A 24,900-nucleotide genomic window follows, 5' to 3' on the forward strand; every position below is an offset into this window, starting at 1 on the left:
GGTGGGTGGGTTACCGTTTCGATGCATTGCCCGCAACCGGCGGTACCGACTACCTCCGCGCGTGGGACGCGTAACCCGTTTCACTGTGGAAGGTGGGGGTCCCGCAATGGCGCGGAGGTCGAGCAGGCGCACGCCCAAACCACTCATCGCCGCGGCCGCGGCCCTACTCGCCGCCGCGATTCTGCCGGTCGGCGGCGCATCGGCGGATCTGCAATCCGATATCGCCACCCAGGTGCAGCAATTCCTCGATATCGGCAAGGTCGCGGTGCCCCCGGCCGACTGCGGCCCGGGTTCGCGGCCGGAAACCGGTATGCAGGGCGATGTTCCGGCCGCCGACCGCGCCTCCGGCCGCAGCACGCAGGGCTACAGCTGCAACATGTCGTTCGTCGGCGGATATGCCGGCCACGGCGCCGGCATCACCTCGACCACCTACGACCACTGCTCCTACACCGGCTCGTTCTTCCCCGGCGATCTGCTCGGTCCCGCCCAGGGTGTGCAGGTGATCGACGCCTCCGATCCAGCGCATCCGGTGTTGAGCACCACCCTCACCGAACCGGCGATGATGGCCGGAACCTGGGAGAGCCTGAAGGTCAACACCGCGAGAAAACTGCTGGTGGGCACCGGAGTTCCGTTCCTGGAGGGTACCGGCTACCTGTCGGTCTACGACATCTCCGACTGCGCGCATCCGCGGCTGCTCAATCCGGGGCCGGGCACCAACCTGGCCATGCCCCTGCCCATCACCACCCATGAGGGCGGCTTCTCCCCCGACGGCCGGACCTATTGGGCCTCGGGCATCGCACCCGGCTTCGTCAGCGCGGTCGACCTCACCGATCCGGCGAATCCGCACGTGATCTGGCAGGGGCTCACCGGCATCGAGGCGCACGGCTTCGGCATCAGTCCCGACGGCAACCGCATGTATCTGTCGGCCCTGGGCGGATTCACGGTGCTCGATATCAGCGCGGTTCAGCGGCGCGATCCGAATCCGCAGGTCAACCACATCGGCCGGGTGTTCTGGACCGACGGCTGGGCGACCCAGCACAGCGTGCCGGTGAGCTACGACGGCACACCGTATCTGTTCACCGTCGACGAGGCGGGAGCCGGCGGGGTGAAACTGGTCGACATCTCCGACGAGAACAACCCCAAGGTGGTCGAGAAGATCAAATTGCGGATCGATCTGCCGGAGAATCAGGACAGCATGCTCGCCTCCTCGATGGGCGGTTCGGTGTTCTCCTACGACCCGCACTACTGCGCGGCCGACCGTCCCGAGAATCCGACGGCACTGGCCTGCGGGTGGGAATCGTCCGGCATCCGGGTGTTCGATGTGCGCGATCCGTTCCAGGTGCACGAGATCGCCTACTTCAATCCGCCCGCCCGCACGGGACAGAATCTGCAACTGTGGAACTCGCCGCACGCGCTGGGTTCGCTGATCGGACCACCGGCGCTGGAGGGCTTTTCGGTCGCGCGCGCCATTCTGGACGGGAAATTCGATCCGGCCCAGGCCCTGTCACCGCGCACCGGGATGCTGGCCTTCGGTGACGTGTCCTCCGACTGGTGTTTCGCGCCTCCGGAATGGCACGGCAGCCAGCTGTGGACCTCCTGCAACGACAACGGATTCATGGTGTTGCAGCTGGACAACGACGTGTATTCACCACCGGCCGACCAGCATTCGATCGTGGGGTCCTAGATGTCGCGATGGCTGCGCTGGGGCTCCTATGCGGCGGCGGCGTTGATCCTGCTGGTGATCGGCGCCGCGTTGCGGCCGGTCGTCCTGCCCGAGAACCACACCGCCGCACCGGTTCTCGACGCCAGCGAAATCGGATTCGCCCAGGATATGACCGCTCACCATCAGCAGGCGATCCAGATGGTGCAGCGTCTGGACCCCGGGGTCGATCCACAGGTACTGCGGCTGGCACAGCAGATCGACCAGTCGCAGCGGGTGGAGATCGGCACGATGCTCGGATGGCTGCGCCTGGCGAACGCCGCCCCGATGTCGGATCACCCGATGGCATGGATGACAGCGGATACGGTTTCCGGCCACCATCACGCGGCGAGCGGGCCCGCCACCACCGCGCCGGCGGCCGGCATGCCGGGAATGGCGAGCACGGCCGAACTGGACCGGCTCTCGGCCGCCCGGGGGCGTGACGCGGAAATCCTTTTCCTGCAACTGATGTACCGCCATCACGAGGGCGGCATCGCGATGGCTCGCGCCGCCGACCGGCAGATCGCCTCCGGCCCGGCGAAGGAGCAGGCCCGGGCCATGCTCGTCGCCCAGAGCCAGGAGACCGGGTTGATCGCGCTGATGCTGAACCAGCGCGGCGCGCAACCACTCCCCTAGGCCGATTCCGGCGGCCACGGTCGACCGCTGCCGTGTCCGCAGGTTCGGCGGCCGCGGCGAGAGGGCCGGTCCGTGCGAATCGTCCGGCGGACCCGAGGATGTCGGTGGGTGCCGCTATGGTCCCTGGGTCGGCACACAATCGAGAGGTTCGGACGCGGATGACTGTCGGTACGGCGATCACCATTCCCACGCATATCCACGGTTATCCGGATCTGGCGTTCGGCGGCTACGTGGCGGGCATGCTCGCCGATCGCGTCGGCGGTGAGGTGCGCGTCGACTTCCGGCGCGGCGTTCCGGTGCGCACCCCGGTCCTGATCACCGACTCCGAATCCGGCAGCGTGCTCACCGATTCCGACGGCACAATCCTCGCCGAGGCGAGTCCGGGTTCGGTGGAATTGGCCGTCACCCCGCCACCCGCATGGGAAGAGGCGGTGGTCGCGTCTCGCGACTCGTTCGCCGCGGGCCGGCCCATTCCCGACTGCTACGGCTGCGGCACCGCGAATGCACCGGGCCGGGGCCTGCGACTGTATCCCTGGCGGATGCGCGACCACGATCTCGTCGCTGCCGCCTGGGTTCCCGATGCCGAATTGGCCGGGCCCGGAGGGCATCTGACCACGGAGAACATCTGGTCGGCGGTCGACTGCCCCGGCGGCTGGGCAGCCATCGAACTGTCCGGAATGCGACCCGGGGGCGTCACCGCCGCCCTCACCACCCGTCGCATCGGACCGGTACGCGCCGGGGAGAAGTACCTGGTGTGGTCCTGGCCGATCGCCGCCTCCGGGCGCAAACACACTGTCGGCGTGGCTATTTCGACCCCGAAGGGCGATCTGCGGGTCCTGGCCGAAGCGCTGTGGGTCGAGCCCCGGCGGTAACCTCCCCTGCCGGTCAGCCCGGCAACTCCTGGCTGCCCGACACCACTGATCAGCTCCCGACTGACCCGAAACCACTGCGGCACAACATCTCACGATGGCATACCGCGAGCTCCCGGCACCGTGCCGACGAATCTCGCGATCGGTTCGCCTACTCTCCGGCGCCCACCAGACTGCGATAGGCGGCAGCGTAGGAATCCGGGCGTACGTCGCCCATCAACAGGTACTGCTGCAGGAAGCCCATCATCGCGCCGAGCATGACCTGGGCGAGCGCGTCGATATCGGCTGCGGCGGAGAGCAATCCGGCCTCGCGGGCGCGCAGCAGCAAATCCCGCCAGGCGGTCCGGACCTGAGCCAGGCGTTGACGGACGATCCCGGCCACCACCTCGTCCCGCCCGGCCTCCGCCCACGCCTGCACCGCGACGCGCGGAATATCACCGTCGCGAGCCAGATCCGCGATCTGCCCGAGCACGGACTCCAGCGCATCGATCGGCGCCACCGGCGTCGCCCCCTCGGTGAGCCGAGCCAGATTCGCCGTCATCCGGCCGAGCACGGAGTCGGCGATCGCGCGGATGATGTCGTTCTTGGAGGCGAAGTAGCCGTAGACCGCTCCCGCCGACATCCCCGATTCGGCGATCACCGCCGACATCGTCGTCTTGTGGAATCCCTCCCGGGCCACACAGCGCACGGCGGCGGCGATGAGCTGGTCCCGCCGGGCGGTGCGACGCGTTTCGGTCAGTCGCGGCATGTCCGCATCATAAAAAGAACGTTCGTTCTTGACAATCTCCCGGCTGCGGGCGCATGCTCGGGATACAAAAAGAACGTTCCTTCTCTTTGGAGTTGCGATGCGACCGTCGCCCGCCACCGTTCTCGGACCGGTTCTGGCCCTGTCCGCCCTGATCACCGTGCTGGTCACGGCCTTCGCCTGGCCTACCGGCAACCTGGCCCCACGTCACCTCCCGGTCGGGCTGGCCGGCCCGGCCCCCGCCGTCGAACAGATGCGTCAGGGCCTCGGCACGCTCGGCGATTCGGCGATCGACACGACGACGTATCCCGACCGCACGACGGCCGTTCAGGCCATCGAGGATCGCGATATCTACGGCGCCATCGTGATCGGCGCGAACGGACCGGAGGTGTTGACCGCCTCCGCAGCCGGTCCGGCCGTCGCCCAAGCCCTGAGCGAAGCCGCCCGAAGCATGAGCCGATCCGCTGCGCCGCAGACGAATTCCGGGCAGTCGCCACAGCCCGGTAGTCCTGCCGCGGCCCCACCCGCACCCAGCAGCTCTATGCCGCAACAGCTTTCGCCGACGCCGGTGGTCACCGATGTCGTCGCCACGCCTGCCGCCGACCCGCACGGCGCGGTATTCGGCCTCACCCTGGTCCCCATGGTCATCGGCGGCCTGTTGACCGGCGCCGCCCTGTCGCTGCTGACGCTGGGCCGCACCGCCCGGATCGGCGCGGCCGTGGCCGTCGCACTCATCGCCGGATTCGCCGTCACCGCCGTACTGCACACCTGGCTCGACGTGCTGACCGGAAATTACCTCGCCAACGCGGGAGTGGTCGCCCTGGCCATCGGCGCGATCGCACTCGCACTGCTCGGCCTGCGCGCCGTGCTCGGCCTCGCCGGACTCGGTGTGGGCGCGGCAACGTTTGTCGCATTGGGCATCCCACTCTCCGGCGCTATGTCCGCACCGGAACTGCTGCCGACCGGCTGGGGCACCCTGGGAACACTGCTCCCGCCCGGCGCGGCCGCCACCGCGCTGCGCTCGACCGCCTATTTCGGCGGTGCGGGCTCGGCAGCGGCACTGGCGGTGCTGAGCTGCTGGGCCGTGGGCGGCTTGCTGCTGGCGACTGTTCCCCGGCGCAACCGCCACCTTCCCGAGCCGGCGCACGACACCGAACCCGCACAGCTCGCCCGGACGGCGTGATCGCCCCGGAGACGACCCGGGGCAGCCGACCCCAGTTGTGGCCCACGATACAATCGGGCCTGCTCAATCGATGCCGACCGCGACCACGCGACTACCCATGGGTAACATGACAGGCGTACTTTTTCCATCCGGCTTTCTCGAAATGAGGCAGTAGATGACAGAGCGGATTCAGGTCGGCGGGCTCCAGGTGGCCAAGGTTCTTCACGACTTCGTGGAGAACGAGGCGCTCCCCGGCTCCGGCGTAGATTCCGCCGCGTTCTGGACCGGTGCGGAGAGCGTCATCAACGACCTCGCTCCCCGCAACCGCGCCCTGCTGGCCGAACGCGACGAGATCCAGGGCAAACTCGACGCCTGGCACGCCGAGAACCCGGGTAAGGGCTACGACAAGGCCGCCTACAAGAAGTTCCTCGCCGAGATCGGCTACCTGCGCGAGGAGCCCGCCGATTTCGCCATCGGCACCCAGAACGTCGACGACGAGATCGCGACCACCGCCGGCCCGCAGCTGGTCGTGCCGGTGAGCAACGCGCGCTTCGCCATCAACGCCGCCAACGCGCGCTGGGGCTCGCTCTACGACGCGCTCTACGGCACCGACGCCATCTCCGAGGCCAACGGCGCGGAGAAGGGCACCAGCTACAACAAGGTCCGCGGCGACAAGGTCATCGAGTGGGCGCGCAACTTCCTCGACGACGCGGTGCCGCTGATCACCGGCTCGCACGTCGGCTCCAAGGCCTACAAGATCGTCGACGGTGAACTCGAGGTCACCCTCGAGGACGGCACCGACATCGGGCTGGCCGATTCCTCGGCCCTGGTCGGCTACCTGGGCGATCCGTCCGCGCCGAGCTCGATCCTGCTGCGCCACAACGGTTTGCACATCGACATCCAGATCGACCCGGAATCGCCGATCGGCAAGACCGACGACGCGGGCGTCAAGGACGTCGCGCTCGAGTCCGCGGTCACCACGATCATGGACTTCGAGGACTCGGTCGCCGCGGTCGACGCCGAGGACAAGGTGCTCTGCTACCACAACTGGCTGGGCCTGATGAAGGGCGATCTGGCCGAAGAGGTCAGCAAGGGTGGCAAGACCTTCACCCGCACCATGAACCCGGACCGGGTGTACACCGGCCTCGACGGCAACGACGTGGTCCTGCACGGCCGCTCGCTGCTGTTCGTCCGCAACGTGGGCCACCTGATGACCTCCGACGCGATCCTCGACGCGGAGGGCAACGAGGTGCCCGAGGGCATCCTCGACGGCCTGATCACCTCGCTGATCGCGGTGCACTCGCTCAACGGCAACGCCAAGGTCAGCAACTCGCGCACCGGTTCGGTGTACATCGTGAAGCCGAAGATGCACGGCCCCGACGAGGTCGCCTTCGCCAACGAGCTGTTCGGCCGGGTCGAGGATGTGCTGGGCCTGCCCCGCAACACCCTCAAGGTCGGCATCATGGACGAGGAGCGCCGCACCACCGTCAACCTCAAGGCCTGCATCGCGGCCGCGAAGGACCGCGTGGTGTTCATCAACACCGGCTTCCTGGACCGCACCGGCGACGAGATCCACACCTCCATGGAGGCCGGCGCGATGATCCGCAAGGCCGAGATGAAAAAGCAGCAGTGGATCCTGGCGTACGAGGACTGGAACGTCGACAAGGGCCTGGCCACCGGCCTGCAGCACAAGGCGCAGATCGGTAAGGGCATGTGGGCCATGCCGGATCTGATGCACGACATGCTCGAGCAGAAGATCGGCCACCCGCGCGCCGGCGCCACCACCGCCTGGGTGCCCTCCCCGACCGCCGCCACCCTGCACGCCACCCACTACCACCTGGTGGACGTGTTCAAGCGGCAGGCCGAGATCGCCAAGGGCGGCCCGCGCGCCACCGTCGACCAGATCCTGGAGATCCCGCTGGCCGCCGACACCAACTGGTCGGCCGAGGAGATCCGCAACGAGCTGGACAACAACTCGCAGTCCATCCTGGGCTACGTGGTCCGCTGGATCGATCAGGGCGTCGGCTGCTCCAAGGTGCCCGACATCAACGATGTCGCGCTCATGGAAGACCGTGCGACCCTGCGCATTTCGAGCCAGCTGATGGCGAACTGGCTGCGCCACGGCATCGTCACCGAGGAGCAGATCGTCGAGAGCCTGGAGCGCATGGCGCCCGTCGTGGACCGGCAGAACGCCGGCGACGCCGCCTACAAGCCGATGGCCCCCGACTTCGCCGGCAGCGTCGCCTTCCAGGCCGCCAAGGAACTGATCCTCGAAGGTGCCTGCCAGCCCAACGGCTACACCGAGCCCATCCTGCACCGCCGCCGCCGTGAGGCGAAGGCGCTCGCCGCGAAGGGCTGATCCGACACTCGTCGCGACCCTGTCGCGGCGAACGGCTTACGAAGCAGCCCCGGTCGTATCGAACGACCGGGGCTGCTTCGCGTTCGGAACTCTTCGCTACCGCAGCTTCACCGCGCAAACCTGGCGTTTCGGCCCCAGGCCCTGCGACACATCCGGGCGCTCGGGCGCGGGAATGCGCGGCGGTATCGAACCGTTGCCGCCACATATGCGAATTCTGGTCGTATATGCGCATCCCGAACCCGATTCGCTCACCGGAGCTCTCAAAGATGTTGCGGTGGAACACCTTCGCGGTGCCGGACATGAGGTCGTGGTCAGCGATCTGTATGCGATGGGCTGGAAGGCGCAGGCCGATGCCGCCGATTTCGGTGAGTCCGGTGCGGGCACCTTCATGCAGGCCTCCGGCGAGGCGTACAGCAACGGCACGCTGGCCACCGATATCACGGCCGAACAGGACAAACTGCGGTGGGCCGACGCGGTGCTGCTGCACTTTCCGCTGTGGTGGTACTCGATGCCCGCCATCCTCGAGGGCTGGGTGGACCGGGTGTTCACCAACGGCTTCGCCTACGGATCCGGCAGCACGGCGCTGCCCCGATACGGTGCGGGCGCGATTGTCGCGGATCGACGCGATCGAGCCGATCCCGTACCGCACCCAGAACGGCGGCGATTACGACCGCAGCCTGCGGCTCCGGGACGGCTTGGGCCGCGACGCGACCGGATTCGGGCTGCACCGCGCAGGCTGAGATGCGCACCAGGCTGCAGACCGAACGCACAGATCCGATCCCCCTACGCCGGTCGCGGCGTGGCCGAACACACACACGACTCCGCGAGGTCAGGGAATAGTTCGAACACCCCCAGCGCTGTAACTGCGGCAACGGGGGGTTCTCGCGTCGTCCGCCGGATCGGTTGCGGCGACGAAAAAATGACCCGACAACGGCGGTAACGCTGTGTCACCATGACAACGATGATCAACCGGTCCCGCCGCACAGCGGGGCCACTCGACGAGTAACGGGAAGGAGGAGGTGGCCGATGTATCCGAAGAGTATGCGCGACGAGATGAACGATCTTGCCGGGCAACGACATTCGACCGGCGTCGAGCAGTCGCAGAGCATTCTGCGGCACGCCGAGCGGGAATCCGGTCGCCTCTTCCGGCAGGCCTGATCGGCTCCCCCTCCTCTCCTCGTTCCACTTTTTCACGAAACATGGTGACCCCCATGCTGTCTCGTCACGCCGAAAGACCCCTCGCTCCCGACAACTGGATACACGCCGAGGTACTGGTCCTCAACGCCTCCTACGAGGCGCTGACCGATATCGGCGCAGATCGCGCGGTCGTGCTGGTGATCAGCGGGACCGCCGAGACCGTGGCCGAGCGGCAACCGCATTTCCCGATTCGCTCCAAGCATCTGGAAATCGCTCTGCCGCAGACGATCCGGTTGCTGCGCTACGTCTATCTCGAGCACAGCGTGCTCGTGCACGACGAGAGCCGGGCCACCCTCGCGGGTGTGCTGCGGCGGGACCGTCACCGGTGCGGATACTGCGCCGGTTGGGCCCGCACCGTCGACCACATCCGCCCGCGCAGCCGGGGCGGACCCAATACCTGGAACAACTTGGTCGCCGCCTGCGGACCGTGCAACACCCGCAAGGCCGACCGCACCCCGGACGAGGCCGGGATGCGACTGCTCTGGGAACCCAAGGCGCCCACCGACATGCAGCGGCGGCAACGGCGGATCTGGAAGGACCTCGTCGCCACGGGCGCACAGTGAACAGCCACCGGCGCACAGTGAACACCCGCACATCCCGAGGAAGGAGGGATCCGATATGACAACTACGACTCCGGCACTCACCCTGGTGGATCTGCTCCCGGTCTCGGATACACAGAGCTGGGACCAGGCCGCATGCAAGGGTGACCCGAACCACGATGCCTGGTTCCCGTACCCGTCGCAGGACTTCGACTACGCGCGCGGAATCTGCGCCGGCTGCCCCATTCGCCGGCAGTGCGCGGAGTTCGCGGCCGGCACCGGCCAGTCCGGTGTGTGGGGCGGTCACGAATTCGACCGCGGCAAGCTGATCCGCGACTGAGAACGACACGTGCGAGTGGTCCGCGTCACTCGCACGATCCGAGCCCGGCGCTCGACCGATCCTGGTCGAGCGCCGGTTTTCGCGTGACCATACACTGGAAAATCGTGGGCACACATCGCAGCGCGGACGGATCACGGGGCGTCAGCAAAGGTTTGGTTATCACCGTGGTGGCGGTCCTGCTGCTGATCGCGGCGGTCGCCGGTTGGTTCTGGCTCAGCAATCGTTCGGCATCGGAGAACCGCAGCGCCGCCGGCCAGTGCATCGAGGGCCCGGTGACGCTCGCGGTCACCGTCGATCCCGATATCGCCGCTCCCGTGCGCGCCGCCGCCGACCGCTACAACGCCACCCACCCCCAGGTCCGCGATCACTGCGCGAAGGTCTCCGTCACCGAACGGACCACCGCCGCGATGGTGACCGGGCTCACCGCACCGAACTGGGACGCCAAGCTCGGCCCGCAACCCGGCCTCTGGATTCCGAGTTCTTCGCGCGCGGTCGAGCAGATGCGGGTGCCGGGACTGGTCCAGGGCACGCCCGCCTCGATCGCCGTCAGCCCGATCGCGGTGGCCGCGCCCGGCCCCCTGGCGCAAGCAATGGAGAAGGCCAACCTCAGCTGGTCGGACCTGGCGCGGCTGCAGCGCGGGTCGCTCGGCGATATCGGCCTCGGCAGCTGGGGCCCGCTGCGGATGGCGATGCCACCGGGTGACGATTCACTGGCCGCCGCGGTCGCGGTCGGGTCGGCCGTCTCCGGCTCCGATCCGCTGACCGATGAGTCCGCCGCGTCCGGTCAGGTCATCGCCGCCATTTCCGGATTGGCCGCCGACGCACCGGCATCCGGGGACACCGCCTCCGCGCTGGCGGCGGTCACCGATTCCGCGCAAGGCCCCAACTCCCCGATTCATGCGGTAGCAGTTACCGAGCAGCAAGCCAAGACGCGGCCGAGCGTCGCGCTGTTCCATCCGACCGGTGCCGCGCCGGTCGCCGATCACCCCGCCGCGATGCTCACCGGAAGCTGGGTCGACAAGACCCAGAACCTGGCGGCCGGCATGTTCGCCGACTTCCTGCGCACTCCCGAACAACAGAAGCTGTTCACCGACAACGGATTCGGCGCCGCGGCCGCCACACCCGCCGCGGTGCCGGCGAAGTCGGTCCTCGATCGGGTGCAGTCGGTGCTCGCCCATCCGGTGCTGGGCGTGCAGGCCACCATTCTCATCGACACCTCGGCGTCGATGGCGCCCAGCGACGGTTCGATGTCGCGGTTGAACAACGCTCTCGCCGCGGTCCAGTCGACCCTCGACACCATGCCGCCGGATTTCGGTGCCGGCGCCTGGATCTACGCCAATCAATTGACCGACGGCAATCCGTATCGAATGGTCGCGCCCACCCAGGCGCTCACACCGCAACACCGCTCCGAATTGTCCACAGCCCTGGGCAATGTCACGCTGGCCGGTTCGAGCACCGACCGCACCTACCCGTCGCTCGAGGCCGCCTACCGCAGCGCGGTGAAGAACTATTCCCCGGGTAAGACCAATTCGGTGCTTCTCATCACCGGCGGCCCCAACGACAATTCCTCGGTGACCGGGGATCAGCTGATCACCGATATCACCGGCGTCGCCGATGCCGCGCATCCGGTGCGAGTGGATGTGATCGTCGTGGGCGGCCAGGGCGCGCAGACCCTGCAGAATCTGGCTCAGAAGACCGGGGGCACCTACACCAAGGTCAGCACCTCCGACGACATGACCTTCGGCACCGCGGTCAACCATGCGCTGACCACGCCGTAGGGCTGTTCGCCGCCGACTTCACCAGCCAGCGGATCTCGGGCACCGTCACAGCCGCTAGTGCTAGTAAGATGCAAGCAGTTGGCGAAGGAGGTGTGGTGTCCGAGGAACAGCGGTCGGAACAGCGGTCGGGCTGTCCGATCAACGCCGCCGTCGAGGTGGTCGGCGATCGGTGGACGATGCTGGTGCTGCGCGACATCATGTTCGGCGACCGCCGTCATTTCCGGCAGCTGCAGTCCCGGTCGGAGGAGGGCATCGCCTCCAATATCCTCGCCGACCGGCTCAAAACCCTCGTCGACGCCGGACTGCTGACCCGCGACGAGGTCCGCCGTGGACAGCGCGCCACCTACAGCCTCACCGAACCCGCGATCCAGCTGGTTCCGGTCCTGGCCGCTCTCGCCTCCTGGGGCCTGCGACACCGTCCGACCACCCCCGAATTGCGCGTCCGCGCGGAACTGCTCGAGGCCGGCGGCCCGCAACTGTGGGCGGAATTCATGGACGAGTTGCGCGAACGCCACCTCGGCATCGCGCGCCCGGATACCGGCAAGCCGACCGCCACCGAACGTCTCGCCGAGGCCTACGCGCAGGCGGTCGCCGCCGAAGCGTGACCGCCTGCGCTCGGCCGATCACTCAGTCGGTGTATGCCTCGAGCGGCGGGCACGAGCACACCAGATTGCGGTCACCGAAGGCTCCGTCGATGCGCCGGACCGCGGGCCACACCTTGGCCCGGCCGGAGTGCACACCCAGCGGGTAGACGGCGGTCTCCCGGCTGTAGGGATAGTTCCAGTCGCCGACGAGCGAAGCGGCGGTATGCGGGGCGCCGCGCAGGGGGCTCTGCTCCACCGGCCAGGTGCCGGCGGCAACCTCGTCGATCTCGCCCTTGATCGCGATCATCGCGTCGGCGAAGGCGTCGAGCTCTTCGAGGTTCTCACTTTCGGTGGGCTCGACCATCAGCGTCCCGGCGACCGGGAAACTCATGGTCGGGGCGTGGAATCCGTAGTCGGCCAGGCGTTTTGCCACATCGTCGACGGTCACGCCGGTGCGCTTGGCGATCTCGCGCAGATCCAGGATGCACTCGTGGGCGACCATGCCGTTCTCGCCGGTGTAGAGCACCGGGAAATGCGAATCGAGCCGCCGCGCAAGGTAATTGGCCGAGGCGATCGCGGTCAGGGTGGCCCGGCGCAGGCCGTCGGCGCCCATCATCCGGATATAGGCCCAGGTGATCGGCAGGATCGAGGCCGAACCGTACCGCGCCGCAGACACCGCGTGCGAATCCGGCTGCAGCGGATCGCCCGGCAGGTAGGGCGCCAGATGTTCGCGCACCGCGACCGGGCCCACGCCGGGACCGCCACCGCCGTGCGGAATGCAGAAGGTCTTGTGCAGGTTCAGATGCGAGACGTCGCCGCCGAAGCGACCCGGACGGGCAAGTCCCACAAGGGCATTCAGATTCGCGCCGTCGACGTACACCTGTCCGCCCGCATCGTGGACGAGTGCGCACAACTCGGCCACCTCGTGTTCGTACACGCCGTGAGTGGACGGATAGGTGATCATGATGCAGGCCAGCCGGTCGGCGTGATCGGCGATCTTGGCGCGCAGATCGTCCAGATCGACGTCGCCGTTATCCCGGCATTTCACGACCTCCACCCGCAGCCCGGCCATCGCCGCCGACGCGGCGTTGGTGCCGTGCGCACTGGAGGGAATCAGGCAGGTGTCGCGGTGGGTGTCGCCGCGGTCGAGGTGATAGCGGCGGATCGCGAGCAATCCCGCGTACTCGCCCTGACTACCGGCATTGGGCTGCAGGCTCACCCGGTCGTACCCGGTGACCGCGGCCAGCCAGTGCTCGAGATCCTCGATCACCCGCAGCATGCCGGGCGCGTCCTCCAGCGGCGCGTACGGGTGCAGGCGCGCGAAACCGGGCCAGGTGATGGGCTCCATCTCGGCGGTGGCGTTGAGCTTCATGGTGCACGAACCGAGCGGAATCATGCTGCGGTCCAAGGCGATATCCTTGTCCGACAGCTGCCGCAGATACCGCAGCATCGCGGTTTCGGTGTGATAGCGGGTGAAAGCCGGATGCGTCAGATAGGCCGAGGTCCGGGTTTCGATCGAGGGCAGCGTGGCCGTCTCCGGCACTCCGTCGGCGCCGAAGCATTCCAGCACGATCGCCACTTGGGCCGCGGTGGTCGCCTCGTCACAGGCCACCGCCACATGGTCGGCGTCGACGAGACGCAGGTTGATACCGCGCCCCTTCGCCTTGGCGACCACGGCCTCGGCGCCACCGGGCACCGACACCAGGACGGTGTCGAAGAAGCGTTCGTGCACGACCGCGTCGCCGAGCCCGGTGGCGAGCCGCTCGGCGTGACCGTGCACCCGCCGCGCGATCGCGCGCAGCCCGTCGGCGCCGTGGTAGGAGGCATACATCGCGGCCACGATCGCGAGCAGCACCTGCGCGGTGCAGATGTTCGAGGTCGCCTTCTCGCGACGAATGTGCTGTTCGCGGGTCTGCAGCGCGAGCCGGTAGGCGCGGTCCCCGTCGGCGTCGACCGAAACGCCGACCAGCCGGCCGGGCAGTTGCCGCGCGTGTGCGGTGCGCACCGCGAGATATCCGGCGTGCGGACCGCCGAAGCCGAGTGGGACACCGAACCGCTGGGTGGTGCCGAAGCATACGTCGGCGCCCTGGTCCCCGGGCGGGGCGATGAGCGTCAGCGCCAGCAGGTCGGCGCCGACCGCGACCAGCGCACCCCGCGCGTGCGCCGCGGCGATCACCGCGGTCGGGTCCGCGATCCGGCCGGAGGCGCCCGGCGTCTGCAGGACCACGCCGAAGAAGTCGCCCTCGGGCAGTTCGCCGGAACTCAGATCCGCCTCGACCAGCGTGATGCCGAGCGGTTCGGCGCGGGTGGTCAGCACGGTTCGGGTCTGTGGGAACAGGTCGGCATCGATGAGCAGGCGCTGGGAGGTGCTCTTGCGGTTGGCGCGCTGAAGCAGCGTCATCGCCTCGGCGGCGGCGGTGGCCTCGTCCAGCATGGAGGCGTTGGCCACCTCCATGCCGGTCAGATCGGAGACCATGGTCTGGAAGTTCAGCAGTGCTTCGAGCCGGCCCTGGCTGATCTCGGGCTGATACGGCGTGTACGCGGTGTACCAGGCGGGGTTTTCCAGCAGGTTGCGGACCAGCACCGGCGGGGTCAGGGTGTCGTAGTAACCGAGGCCGATCATCGACGTGGCGACGGTGTTCGAATGTGCCAGCGCCGCAAGTTCGGTGAGAGCGTCGTGTTCGGAGACCGCGGCCGGCAGCGCTTCCAGGCCGGTCTCGCCGGCGGCGTCCAGAATGCTCGCGGGCACGGCACGTGCGGCGAGTTCGTCCATCGACCCGACGCCGACGGTATCGAGGATCCGATCCAGTTCGGTGGTGTCGGGTCCGATGTGGCGGTCGGCGAAACTACGGGTCACGGCAGCTCCAAGGCTCGGGCGGGTCGACCGGCACCCCGGGTGCCACCGTCGACGACTGTCGGCCCTCCCCCTCTGTCGTGGCGCCTGAGAGATTCGGGGTCGCGCGCGATCCCTTTCCCCATGGGCGGGCGGCCCGCATTGTGTGCGGCCGCCGCTTTCCAGAGGCGTCGAACTCCGTACGGTCCCTGATGCCTGAGAGATTGACGGGGAGGTGCTGCTCCTTCGGCGTCCGGGACGAAACCCGGAACTCTCCCGCACGGCGGCGACGCACCCTCAGTCTAAGCGGTGCGCGGTAAACGCCATGTTTCCGACCCAGCTCAGCACGCAGTCGGCTGCATCACATTCGACGAGCGACGACTATCCGGTCTTGCGGTTCTCGCGCGCCTTGCGCCGGTAGGCCAATTCGTCCTCGGGCCGGTCGCTCGCCTCGTGAGTTTCGGCGCGTTCGGCCGGGAAGTTGGCGATCGCGCCGGTGAGCTCGCGCATGGCCCCGCTGACGGCGATACCGAAGACGCCCTGACCGCCCTGCAGTAAATCGACGACCTCTTCCGGCGAGGAACATTCGTAGACGGTGGTGCCGTCGGAGAACAGCGTGATCCCGGCCAGATCCTCGACCCCGCGGCTGCGCAGATGATCGACGGCGATGCGGATGTTCTGCAGTGAGATCCCGGCGTCGAGCAGCCGCTTGACGATCTTGAGAACCAGGATGTCCTTGAAGGAGTACAGGCGCTGACTGCCGGAACCGGTGGCGCTGCGAATCGAGGGGACGACGAGCCCGGTGCGGGCCCAGTAGTCGAGCTGCCGGTAGGTGATACCGGCCACCTGGCAGGCGCTGGGAACGCGGTAACCGACCAGCTCGTCGGGCACCGTGTCGTCAGGGAACAGCCCTGGCTGCACGACCGCGGTGGGCCGCGGGTCGGGTGCTGGTTGCTGCGGTCGGTCTCCCACTGCTACTCCCTCACTGCATCGCCGAAGAAGAACAACGGCCTAACTGTCGAGGCTACTCTGTCGATTGTCTCGGCAGCACGGGCATGGAGCCAAACTCCGCGTGCGGCGTGTTTCTCACCCTCTACGTGAGGTATAGAGCACCTGACCGCCATACGCGGTCGCCGGTAACCCGGGCGAGAAGCTCAGCTGTCGGTGTCTTCCAAGACAGCTCAGCTGTCGGTGGCCTTGAAATCGTCCGGTGACACCGACTCCAGGAACTCCTTGAACTTCTCCACCTCGTCCTCGCGTTCGTCGGGCATCACCAGCCCGGCTTCCTCGAGGACCGGCTCCTCCGCGTAGATCGGGCAACCGACCCGCAAGGCGATAGCTATCGAATCCGACGGACGTGCGGAGATCCGCACGTCGTTGTCGAAGACGAGGTCGGCGTAGAAGGTTCCCTCCTGCAAATCCACGATTCGCACCTCTTTCAAGGTGTGGCCGAGGTCGTGGATCAGGATCTTGATCAGGTCGTGGGTCAGGGGCCGGATCGGGGTCACCCCCTCCTGCTCGAGCACGATGGCGGTCGCCTCGGCCTGACCGATCCAAATGGGCAGATAACGGTCGCCCGACTCTTCACGCAGCAGCAACACGGGCTGGTTCTGGGGCTGCTCGACCCGGATGCCGATCACACGCATTTCACTCATCGCACTGGCCTCCCATACTCGCCGGCCGCCCGCACGAGCCCAGCTGGGCAGGCCGTATCACCGAGTCTAGGCGAAGAATTCAGCCGCCGAGGGAAGCCCGCACCGACGTCTTCACCAAGCTGGTATGCAGCGTCAGCGACAACGCCGCCAACTCGCGTACGGTCTCCTCGGCGCGGGCCCGGGCATCGGCGTCGCGACTCTTGGCTATCGGCGCGGCGATCTGGGCGATCATGGCCGCCTCCCGGTCCGCTGCCAGCTTGAACGCCCGCAGATGCCGCCCGGCGCGTATCAGTTCGGTGAGAAATTTCTCATCTATCCCGGCCTGCTCCAGCAGATCGGCACGCGTGACGCGCATTTCGTGATCGAGACGCAATTCGTCCGGCGACACCTCGCCGGGCACCACACCCAGCCGCCGGGGCGCCGCGGGGGCGCCCACCGTGCGGGTGGACTCGGGCGCACGCCCCGAGCCGTCCACACCGGCGCCGTCGGCCCGGGCCCGCGCCTCGCGCACACCCAGGGTCGCCGCGCCGCGGTCGATCGCTTCGAGCTGCTCCTTGATCACCTTCAGCGGCAGATACTGATCCCGCTGCGCGGTCAGCACGAACTTCAGCCGCTCGACATCGGCGACCGAGAATCTGCGATATCCCGAAGGCGTGCGCTCCGGGCGGATCAGCCCCTCCGATTCGAGGAAGCGGATCTTGGAAATGGTGATGTCCGGAAAATCCGGACGCAGCAGGTCCAGCACGGAGCCGATCGACATTCCTCCGCGTGTCCATTGCGCTGCGCCAGTCATCAGTGGAACGTCACCGTTCTGCAGCTCCGAGGAATCCACCGGCTCCCGGTTGACGTAGGTGCCGTTCAGGCTGCCCACGTCGACGACCTGGAAGGTGTCCTCGTCCTGCCGGAACTCCGCGTGCCGACGGGACACGGTGACATCGTCGAGAAAGATGTCGCTGTCGGGGTGACGGCCCGCCGACGTGGTGGGCTGATCCAACAGGAACCGCGACCCCGCGTTGGGACCGCGCTTGACCACCAGCAGGGCAGCACCCGCGGGCAGCCCCTCGACCCCTTGCACCGGCTGCTCGCCGGTCTGCTCACCGGAGCGCGACGCGTCGACCTCGTTGAGGAAGTCAGCGCGGAACACCGAAGTCGTTTCGGCCGCGCTCTCCCCGTATCCCGGGTCTTTGTTCTCGCTCACCCTTGCTCTCCTCCTCGAACCGATTTTCCGTACCGGTATCCGGCGCCAATTCCGAGCGCACTGCCCTCACCGTCGCCACCCATCGCGACCGGCTGTCGCGCTGTCAGGTGTCACCGGCAAGTTCCGGCAGAGTTCCCGGCACCGGCCGCCGGCACATCTGTTGGCATTGACCGTACCCTGCTGGGCCGCACCCGTGCAGGTAGAACTGGGAAGGCTGACTCAGCCCTCGATAACTCCTTGGTAACCTGCGGCATCGAGCAATGCACCGAGGGCGGTATCGAGTGCCTCGGCGTCGTCGATCTGCAGCTCGAACATCCACCCGTCACCGTAGGGATCGGTGTTCAGCGATTCCGGCTCGGAGTCGAGATCTCCGTTCGCCGCAACGACTTTCGCGTTCAGCGGGGCGTAGATCTCCGAGACGCTCTTGGTCGATTCGACCTCGGCGATCGCCTCGCCGGCCGACACCACGGTGTCGACTGCCGGCAGCTGCACGAACACCACATCACCGAGCTGCGACTGCGCGAAATCGGTGATACCGACCCGCACGCGGTTCGGCGCGATCCGCTGCACCCACTCGTGTTCCTCGGTGTAGCGAAGGTCCTCGGGAAGGTTGGTCACAGGCTGATTCCTCTCACGGGGCGTCCTTTCACGGGTGTCGGCCGACCGGCGTTCGGCACAACTCTATCGACCCGTGCCGACACGGCGGATCGCCACACCCGCTACGAAGTTGCTCGCGGCGCAACAGGTATGGTCCGGGCGACGGCGAAGGCCTTGCGCAGATACAGCAGACCCGTCCACACGTAGACCGCCGTACCCCACCACAGCAGCGCCCAGCCGAAGGCCCGGCCGAAACCGGCCGCCGCCCAATCCATCTGGCCGGCCAGCAGCCACGGCAGCGCCGACATCAGCGCGAAGGTGGCCGCCTTGCCGAGGTAGATGACCTCCGGCGGATCGAGGTTGCGGCGGCGATAGATCGGCAGCGTCGCACTCAGGATCAGGTCGCGGCCGATCAGTACGACGACGAACGGCCACGGCAGGATTCCGCGCACCAGCAGGCCGAGCACGGTGGCGATGAGATACAACCGATCCACCAACGGGTCCAGCAGCGCGCCCAGCCGCGAGTACTGATCGAGCAGCCGCGCCAGCTTTCCGTCGAGGTAGTCGGTGACGCCACTGGCGACCAACAGCGCGAACGCCCGGCCGTCGGCATGCAGGACCAGCAGCAGCCAGAGGAAGACCGGCACGCCGATCAGCCGCAGCACACTCAGCACGTTCGGCACGGTGAGAATGCGGTCGGTCTCCGTGCCGACCGCGGCGTCCGCGGATTCGCGCGCGGGCTCCGGGGGCTCGGAGGCCTGATGGTCGGGGCCGGACCCGCCGGCCGGTCGGTTGCTCACGCCTGTTGCATACCCGAACCGATCCCGCCGCGCCATTCGGGCACGCCGCGACGGGTGCGGCGGCACGATAGGTTTACCGTTCGCATCCGCCCGGATGGCACACTAGCGAGTGACACAATGAGTCGTAAACCGTTTCATTGTGAACGCGGTGACGAGAGGAAGACATGCCCGACTTCGACTACGACGTGGTGGTGATCGGCTCCGGCTTCGGTGGCAGCGTCAGTGCGCTGCGCCTCACCGAGAAGGGCTATCGGGTGGCCGTTCTGGAATCCGGCCGGCGCTGGCCCGCGGAGTCCATTCCGAATTCGAATTGGAATGTGCGCAAGTCGATCTGGGCGCCGCGCCTGGGCCTGACCGGGCCGCAGCGGATCAGCGTGCTCGGCAAGTGCGCGGTGTTCTCCGCCGCCGGCGTGGGCGGTGGCTCGCTGATCTACGGCAACACCCTCTACGAGCCGCTGCCGAACTTCTACACCGACAAGCAGTGGGCCCATATCGCCGACTGGCGCAGTGAACTGTCCCCCTACTACGACCAGGCCAAGCGGATGCTGGGCGTGGCGCCCAATCCGCGCGTCACGCCCGCCGACGAGGTGATCCGTTCCATCGCAGACGATCTCGGCGTGGGTGATACCTATCACCCCACCAACGTCGGCGTGTTCTTCAACGAGGAGCAGCCCGGCGTCGAGGTCGACGACCCCTACTTCGGCGGCGCCGGCCCGCGCCGCAGCGGCTGCATCCACTGCGCGCGGTGCTTCACCGGCTGCCCGCACAACGCCAAGAACACCACTCCCACCAACTACCTGTACCTCGCCGAACAGGCCGGTGCGAAGGTGTTCGAGCTGACCACGGCGACGCGCGTGCGTCCGATGGTGGGCGGCGGCTACGCGATCGAGACGCAGCGCTCGGATCGCTGGGTTCGCAAGGGCCGCAAGACTTTCACCGCCGAACAGGTCGTCTTCGCCGCCGCGGCGCTGGGCACCCAGAAGCTGTTGCACAAGATGCGCGACGACAAGGTGCTGCCGAACCTGTCGCCCCGGCTGGGCGAGCTGACCCGCAGCAACTCCGAGGCCATTCTCAATGTGGTCAGCCGGCAGCGCAGCGATTTCGCCGAGGGCATCGCCATCACGTCCTCGATCCATCCCGAACCCGACACCCACGTCGAGGTCTGCCACTACGGCAAGGGGCAGAACGCGCTGTTCCCGATGTCGGTGCCGATCGTCGACGGCGGCGCGTTCCGGTTCCTGCGCTTCCTGCTGGCCATCGTGCTGCACCCGCTGGTGTTCGCGCGCAGCCTCAACGCCCGTCACGCCTCCGAGAAGTCGGTGATCCTGCTGGTGATGCAGTCGCTGGACAATTCGCTGACCTCGTTCCGCCGCTGGGGGCAGCTGAAGACCAGACAGGGCACCGGACAACCGAATCCGACCTGGATTCCGTTGGCCCACGAGGTCGGCCGCCGGTTCGGGGAGAAGGTCGACGGCGACGTGCACGGCCTGGTCATGGACGTGTTCAACATCCCCGCCACGGCGCACTACATCGGCGGCTGTGTGATCGGCGAAGGGCCCGAAAGCGGTGTGGTGGACCCGTATCAGCGCGTATTCGGCCATCCCGGACTGCATATCGCCGACGGATCCGCGGTCACCGCGAACCTCGGGGTGAACCCGTCGCTGACGATCACCGCGCAGGCCGAACGCGCGATGGCGTTCTGGCCCAACAAGGGTGAACCCGATCCGCGGCCGGAACTGGGCGCGGGCTACCGCCGTATCGACCCGGTCGCCCCCCACTACGCCACCGTGCCCGATACCGCGCCCGGCGCGCTGCGACTGCCCATCACGCCGATCGATCCCGCGCCCGCCGAGCGCTGACGGTCCGCATACCGGGCGCCTTCGCCACTGCCCCGCCGGGCGGCGAGGGCGCGCGATATGCCGACACCGGCGCGTCGAAGTCTCCCCCGGACCCTTAGTGCCCCTTATGCTTTCCGGTATCGAGTGTCGACGGAAGGGCGGTCGCCAATGCTCGTGCGAGTGCAGAACGCGGCCGGGACCCTGGCCGAGCGGGTCCTCATCGACTGGTTGCGTACCTGGAAGGGGCCGGGTGACCCGCAGGGTGTGGCAACGGTCAACTGCAGCCTGTTCTACGCCGACCGGCTGCATCAGTTCGATGCGGTGATCTGGACGCCGACCACCTGCGTGGTGATCGAGGCCGAGGCCTTGGTCGAGCGGGTGAGCGGCGACCTCGAGGTCCCGTTGAACGGGCCGTGGCGGGTCGGCGGGCACGTGGTGAGTTTCGAGGGCGGCGATCGCGGCACACCGCTGGACCGCTCCCGCGAGCACACCCACGCCCTGCAGAACTGGCTGGCCGAACGCGGCTTGGGCCAGCGCGTGGTGCAGGGCGTGGTCGTGGTGGTGCCGCCGCACGGGGCCCAGCCGACGATCCGCCAGCTGTGGAACGATCCCGGCTTCCAGGTGGTGCTCGGCGACGATCCCCGGCGGCTGGCCGATTGCCTGACCGCGCTCACCTCGCAGGGCCGGGCGCAGTGGACGGTCAACGAGGTCGCGCTGACCTTCCGCGGATTGGGCATTCTGCCGTATCTGCCCGCCCCGCAGGATCTCGTCGCCGAGGGTTTCGGCGGACCGGTGGACACCACGCTGTGGTACGGCGGCCCGCAACAGGCGCAGGCGGAAGCGTTCCTGGAGGAACAGGCCCACGCCGATCAGTCCTACGGGCGCCCCGTCGCGATCACGATGCCCTGGTACAGCCCGTGGAACCTGTATCCGAAAGAGGCGGACCGCATCGATCCCGGCCGGGCGGTGCTGCGCATTCTGCTCGCGATCGGCATGCTCGTCGGCGCCGCCTGGGTGGTCTGGTTCGTGATCTCGCTGGTCCTGAACTTCGGCCCCGGCTGAGCCGGACCGGCGGCGCCCGCCGCGGGCATCCCTCAGGCCGCGGGCGTGCCCGCCGTACGATCGGTGTCCCCTGCGGCATCCTCGCCCGACTCCGCCTGTGCGCCGGCACCGGTCTCGCCGGCGGGCTCCGCCCGGAGCGGCCGGGTCTCGAACCGCACGCGCAGTGCCGTCGTCACCGCCCAGCAGGCGGTCACCGCCGCGACGGCGAACCCGGTGCCGCCGACGACATCGGTCGGATAGTGATAGCCGAGACCTACCATGCCCACCGCCACGGCTGCCAAGGCGAGTGCGGCGACCATGCCGAGGACGAGGCGCAAGCGCACGGTGGCGGCGACGAGCAGCAAACCCGTTGCGATGGCGACGAATTGGACGGTATGCCCACTCGGGTAGGCAAGATAGTGCTGTAAATGCCTGTCCCACAGCGGTTTCAAAGCCCAGGTGTTGATCGCGACCACCAGCTCCGGGACGAGCACCAGAAATCCGGCACCCCACCAATCGCGCCGGCGGGCACAGTAGAGCACACCGATCAGCAACAGCGGCAACACGATATAGGCGTCGCTAGGCACCACCAGCGCGTCGTAGACGCCACGATGCGCGTCCAACCCCTCGTGCACGCGATCGTCGATCGCGCGATCGAACGCCGTCGGCCCCCCGCCGGCGGGGAAGCTCAGCGGAACCGTCACGGTGATCAGCAGGCCGATCAGGGTGACGGCGGCGGCAACGACATGCGCTCGATATCGAGCGACCGGCGGTGGAGCGGGCACCTGTCGACCATAGCCGCGGCCGGCTACCGCCCCACCGTCACCGGCCGCCGATATCGAGCGTGGATTCACGCGCCCTGATGCACGCTCGCGTCGTCGAGCATCGCCGCGCGCAGCATGGCCTCGGGCACGCCGAGCGCTTCGACGAGTGTGACCGACTCCGGTCGCAACCGGTCCACGAGTTCGTTGACACCGCGGCGCACCGACTTGGCCCGATCCACCGACATGAAGCGGTGCATGATGTACCAGGCCTGATTCTGTTCGATGGTGGAGTACACGAACAGATCGCAGACGGTGTCGGCCAGCGCTCTCGCGTCGGGATCCTCGATATCGGCGATGCCCTCGATGAACGCCTCCAGCACCAGCCGGTCGATATGCGCCTCACCGGCGGCGAGGATGTGGTCCTGCGCGTTGTTGAACGCCTCGAACGGTCCGGTCTCCTCGGCCCGCGCGCGCAGCCGGTGCGCGGCGGTGCGGGTCAGATAGTCCTCGCGGTCGGCGAACAGCTGCAGCTGCACCGAACGCCGGGACAGATCGCCCTCGTCGACGCCGTCGTCGGAGCGGTCGCGCAGGCGCTGGATGAGCTGGCGCACACCCGAGGTCTCGCGTACCACGTCGCGGGCCATGGTGGCCGCGAATTTCACCCAGCCGAGGGCGTCGAGATCGCGCACCTCGTCGGCGTAGGCGGTGAGCAGTTCCTTGGCCACCAGCTGGGTCAGCACCACGTTGTCGCCTTCGAAGGTGGTGAACACGTCGGTGTCGGCCTTCAGGGTGACCAGCCGGTTCTCGGTGAGATAGCCTGCGCCGCCGCAGCATTCGCGACATTCCTGGATGGATCGGGTGGCGTGGCGGGTCTGGGCGACCTTCAGGCCGGCGGCCCGCTTCTCCAGCGCGCGCTGCGCCTCCGGGTCCAGATTCTGCCCGGTCTGCACCAGGTGCATGCGCCGCACCAGATCGTTCTGGGCGAACGCCAGCGCGAACGCGCGCGCGACATGCGGGAACAGCCGGCGCTGATGGCTGCGATAGTCCAGCAGCAGGGTTTCGCTGCCGTCGTCCGGATCGGAGAACTGGCGGCGCTTGTCGCCGTAGCGCAGCGCGATACTCAACGCCACCCGCGCACCGGCGCCGGCCGCGCCACCGACACTGATCCGTCCGCGCACCAGTGTTCCCAGCGTGGTGAAGAACCGGCGGCTCGGGTTCTCGATATCGGAGCGGTAGGTCCCGTCGGGTTCGACGTCGGCGTAGCGGTTGAGCAGGTTCTCCCGCGGGATCCGGACGTGGTCGAATTCGATGCGACCGTTGTCGACGCCGGGCAGACCGCCCTTGAGACCGCAGTCCGAGGTGGTCACCCCGGGCAGGTCGTTGCCCTGCTCGTCGCGGATCGGGACGAGGAAGCAGTGCACGCCCTTGCTCTCGCCGCCGGTGATCAGCTGGGCGAAGACGGCCGCCATCCGGGCGTGTTCGGCGGCGCCGCCGATGTAGTCCTTGCGGGCGGAGGCGGTCGGGCTGTGCACCACGAACTCACCGGTCGCCGGGTCGTAGGTGGCGGTGGTCTCCAGATTCGCCACATCGCTGCCGTGCCCGGATTCGGTCATCGCGAAACAGCCGAGCAGATCCAGCGAGAGCAGGCGTTTGACGATGTCGGTGTGGCGGTCGGTGCCGAGGTTTTCCACCGCGCCGCCGAACAGACCCCACTGCACGCCGGCCTTCACCCACAGCGACAGATCGGTGTAGGCGAGCATCTCCAGGCCGGTGACGGCCCCGCCGGGATCGCCGGTGCCACCGTGCTCCAGACTGAAACCTTTTTCCGCATAACCGAATTCGGCGATGAGGCGCATCTGGTCCAGTACTCGCGCGCGAGCCTGGCGGTAGTCGAGGTAGGGGTCACCGAACAACCGGTCGTCGACCAGCTGCCTTCGCGCCTGTTCGCGGACCTCGCGCCACGGGCCGTCGAGCGCGGCCCGCAGATGGTCGGCGGTCGACTTTCCGTTCTTCGATGTCCCAGTGCTCGATGCCCCGGTGCTCGATGTCCCGGCCTCCGACTGCGCGGAGTCCGATCTCACGGAATCTGCTGCTTCAGTACCCGTAGCCGTATCGGTGCCCATGGTTATCGACTGTAGCGGGACCGGGAAGGAACCGGCGATAACCAGCGGTTTGCTCTATTCGCCGCTTCCGGCGGCGTGAGGGAGCTGCCCCCGGACCGCGCGCCGACTCCGGCTACCGTGTGCAGTGTGACAGATGAGTTGGA

Annotated in this window: 22 protein-coding genes, 1 pseudogene and 1 riboswitch; of the genes and pseudogenes, 14 read left to right on the forward strand and 9 right to left on the reverse strand. The window is 67.9% G+C overall.

All coding sequences use genetic code 11. The features are described from left to right. Window positions 1–106: 106 nt before the first annotated feature. The 3 genes from IG65_RS0126690 (at window position 107) to IG65_RS0126700 (ending at window position 3,207) form a co-directional block, all read left to right on the forward strand. Window positions 107–1,684 (forward strand): LVIVD repeat-containing protein, encoded by a 1,578-nt coding sequence (locus IG65_RS0126690; RefSeq protein WP_030517711.1) that lies wholly within the window; start codon window positions 107–109, stop codon window positions 1,682–1,684. Continuing rightward, window positions 1,685–2,335, forward strand: coding sequence for a DUF305 domain-containing protein (locus IG65_RS0126695; protein ID WP_030517712.1), 651 nt, complete (start codon window positions 1,685–1,687; stop codon window positions 2,333–2,335). It begins immediately after the preceding gene. 158 nt (window positions 2,336–2,493) lie between these two features. After that, a complete protein-coding gene (locus IG65_RS0126700; protein ID WP_030517713.1) occupies window positions 2,494–3,207 on the forward strand; it encodes a hotdog fold domain-containing protein in 714 nt (237 codons plus the stop codon). 148 nt (window positions 3,208–3,355) lie between these two features. On the opposite strand, the gene IG65_RS0126705 is transcribed toward IG65_RS0126700, so the two are convergent. Further along, window positions 3,356–3,952: a TetR/AcrR family transcriptional regulator gene (locus tag IG65_RS0126705; protein ID WP_030517714.1), complete on the reverse strand. Its 597-nt coding sequence runs from the start codon at window positions 3,950–3,952 to the stop codon at window positions 3,356–3,358. A 97-nt stretch (window positions 3,953–4,049) separates the two neighbouring features. On the opposite strand from IG65_RS0126705, the gene IG65_RS0126710 reads away from it, so the two are divergent. The 9 genes and pseudogenes from IG65_RS0126710 to IG65_RS0126745 all read left to right on the forward strand — a co-directional run bounded on the left by IG65_RS0126710 (window position 4,050) and on the right by IG65_RS0126745 (window position 11,929). Continuing rightward, window positions 4,050–5,132 carry a hypothetical protein gene (locus IG65_RS0126710; RefSeq protein WP_051756927.1) on the forward strand — a complete coding sequence of 361 codons (1,083 nt, stop codon included), beginning with the start codon at window positions 4,050–4,052 and terminating at the stop codon, window positions 5,130–5,132. Between the two features lie 154 nt (window positions 5,133–5,286). Next, window positions 5,287–7,470, forward strand: coding sequence for a malate synthase G (locus IG65_RS0126715; protein WP_030517716.1), 2,184 nt, complete (start codon window positions 5,287–5,289; stop codon window positions 7,468–7,470). 205 nt (window positions 7,471–7,675) lie between these two features. Next, a pseudogene (locus IG65_RS39310) lies at window positions 7,676–7,987 on the forward strand (NAD(P)H-dependent oxidoreductase); the annotation flags it as partial. 91 nt (window positions 7,988–8,078) lie between these two features. Beyond that, entirely contained in the window at window positions 8,079–8,210 is a 132-nt protein-coding gene (locus IG65_RS39620) for a hypothetical protein (RefSeq protein WP_255359488.1), read from the forward strand. Window positions 8,211–8,496: 286 nt separating this feature from the next. After that, the gene (locus tag IG65_RS39625; RefSeq protein ID WP_255359486.1) at window positions 8,497–8,628 is read left to right on the forward strand and encodes a hypothetical protein; all 132 of its coding nucleotides are present in this window, start codon (window positions 8,497–8,499) and stop codon (window positions 8,626–8,628) included. A 53-nt stretch (window positions 8,629–8,681) separates the two neighbouring features. After that, window positions 8,682–9,230: an HNH endonuclease gene (locus tag IG65_RS0126730; RefSeq protein WP_036525774.1), complete on the forward strand. Its 549-nt coding sequence runs from the start codon at window positions 8,682–8,684 to the stop codon at window positions 9,228–9,230. A gap of 55 nt (window positions 9,231–9,285) precedes the next feature. After that, entirely contained in the window at window positions 9,286–9,546 is a 261-nt protein-coding gene (locus tag IG65_RS0126735; RefSeq protein ID WP_030517719.1) for a WhiB family transcriptional regulator, read from the forward strand. Between the two features lie 104 nt (window positions 9,547–9,650). Then, window positions 9,651–11,324 (forward strand): substrate-binding domain-containing protein, encoded by a 1,674-nt coding sequence (locus IG65_RS0126740; protein WP_030517720.1) that lies wholly within the window; start codon window positions 9,651–9,653, stop codon window positions 11,322–11,324. Between the two features lie 95 nt (window positions 11,325–11,419). Further along, a complete protein-coding gene (locus tag IG65_RS0126745) occupies window positions 11,420–11,929 on the forward strand; it encodes a helix-turn-helix domain-containing protein (protein ID WP_030517721.1) in 510 nt (169 codons plus the stop codon). A 22-nt stretch (window positions 11,930–11,951) separates the two neighbouring features. Here the strand turns inward: IG65_RS0126745 and gcvP are convergent, their stop codons facing one another. The 6 genes from gcvP to IG65_RS0126775 all read right to left on the reverse strand — a co-directional run bounded on the left by gcvP (window position 11,952) and on the right by IG65_RS0126775 (window position 18,883). Continuing rightward, on the reverse strand, window positions 11,952–14,765 hold the full coding sequence (gcvP, locus tag IG65_RS0126750; protein ID WP_030517722.1) for an aminomethyl-transferring glycine dehydrogenase: 2,814 nt from the start codon (window positions 14,763–14,765) through the stop codon (window positions 11,952–11,954). Window positions 14,766–14,934: 169 nt separating this feature from the next. Continuing rightward, window positions 14,935–15,030: riboswitch (glycine riboswitch) on the reverse strand. A gap of 92 nt (window positions 15,031–15,122) precedes the next feature. After that, the gene (locus tag IG65_RS0126755; RefSeq protein ID WP_051024556.1) at window positions 15,123–15,713 is read right to left on the reverse strand and encodes a MerR family transcriptional regulator; all 591 of its coding nucleotides are present in this window, start codon (window positions 15,711–15,713) and stop codon (window positions 15,123–15,125) included. 209 nt (window positions 15,714–15,922) lie between these two features. Then, the gene (locus IG65_RS0126760) at window positions 15,923–16,396 is read right to left on the reverse strand and encodes a bifunctional nuclease family protein (protein ID WP_030517724.1); all 474 of its coding nucleotides are present in this window, start codon (window positions 16,394–16,396) and stop codon (window positions 15,923–15,925) included. Between the two features lie 79 nt (window positions 16,397–16,475). After that, window positions 16,476–17,594, reverse strand: coding sequence for an FHA domain-containing protein (locus tag IG65_RS38650; protein ID WP_081879778.1), 1,119 nt, complete (start codon window positions 17,592–17,594; stop codon window positions 16,476–16,478). Between the two features lie 219 nt (window positions 17,595–17,813). Then, the gene (gene gcvH, locus IG65_RS0126770; protein ID WP_030517726.1) at window positions 17,814–18,212 is read right to left on the reverse strand and encodes a glycine cleavage system protein GcvH; all 399 of its coding nucleotides are present in this window, start codon (window positions 18,210–18,212) and stop codon (window positions 17,814–17,816) included. A 101-nt stretch (window positions 18,213–18,313) separates the two neighbouring features. Beyond that, window positions 18,314–18,883, reverse strand: coding sequence for a CDP-alcohol phosphatidyltransferase family protein (locus IG65_RS0126775; protein WP_036525805.1), 570 nt, complete (start codon window positions 18,881–18,883; stop codon window positions 18,314–18,316). A gap of 272 nt (window positions 18,884–19,155) precedes the next feature. Between IG65_RS0126775 and IG65_RS0126780 the strand changes: the two genes are divergently transcribed. Together IG65_RS0126780 and IG65_RS0126785 are read left to right on the forward strand one after the other, a co-directional pair. Next, the gene (locus IG65_RS0126780) at window positions 19,156–20,850 is read left to right on the forward strand and encodes a GMC oxidoreductase (protein WP_030517728.1); all 1,695 of its coding nucleotides are present in this window, start codon (window positions 19,156–19,158) and stop codon (window positions 20,848–20,850) included. A gap of 147 nt (window positions 20,851–20,997) precedes the next feature. Then, window positions 20,998–21,891 carry a nuclease-related domain-containing protein gene (locus IG65_RS0126785; protein WP_030517729.1) on the forward strand — a complete coding sequence of 298 codons (894 nt, stop codon included), beginning with the start codon at window positions 20,998–21,000 and terminating at the stop codon, window positions 21,889–21,891. A 32-nt stretch (window positions 21,892–21,923) separates the two neighbouring features. Here IG65_RS0126785 and IG65_RS35150 read toward each other — a convergent pair whose 3' ends face one another. Continuing rightward, on the reverse strand, window positions 21,924–22,655 hold the full coding sequence (locus IG65_RS35150) for a phosphatase PAP2 family protein (protein ID WP_063833776.1): 732 nt from the start codon (window positions 22,653–22,655) through the stop codon (window positions 21,924–21,926). A gap of 65 nt (window positions 22,656–22,720) precedes the next feature. Continuing rightward, window positions 22,721–24,757 (reverse strand): acyl-CoA dehydrogenase, encoded by a 2,037-nt coding sequence (locus IG65_RS0126795; RefSeq protein ID WP_081879780.1) that lies wholly within the window; start codon window positions 24,755–24,757, stop codon window positions 22,721–22,723. Window positions 24,758–24,900 lie beyond the last annotated feature (143 nt).

Source organism: Nocardia sp. NRRL WC-3656 (assembly GCF_000720265.1).
Lineage (GTDB): Bacteria > Actinomycetota > Actinomycetes > Mycobacteriales > Mycobacteriaceae > Nocardia > Nocardia nova.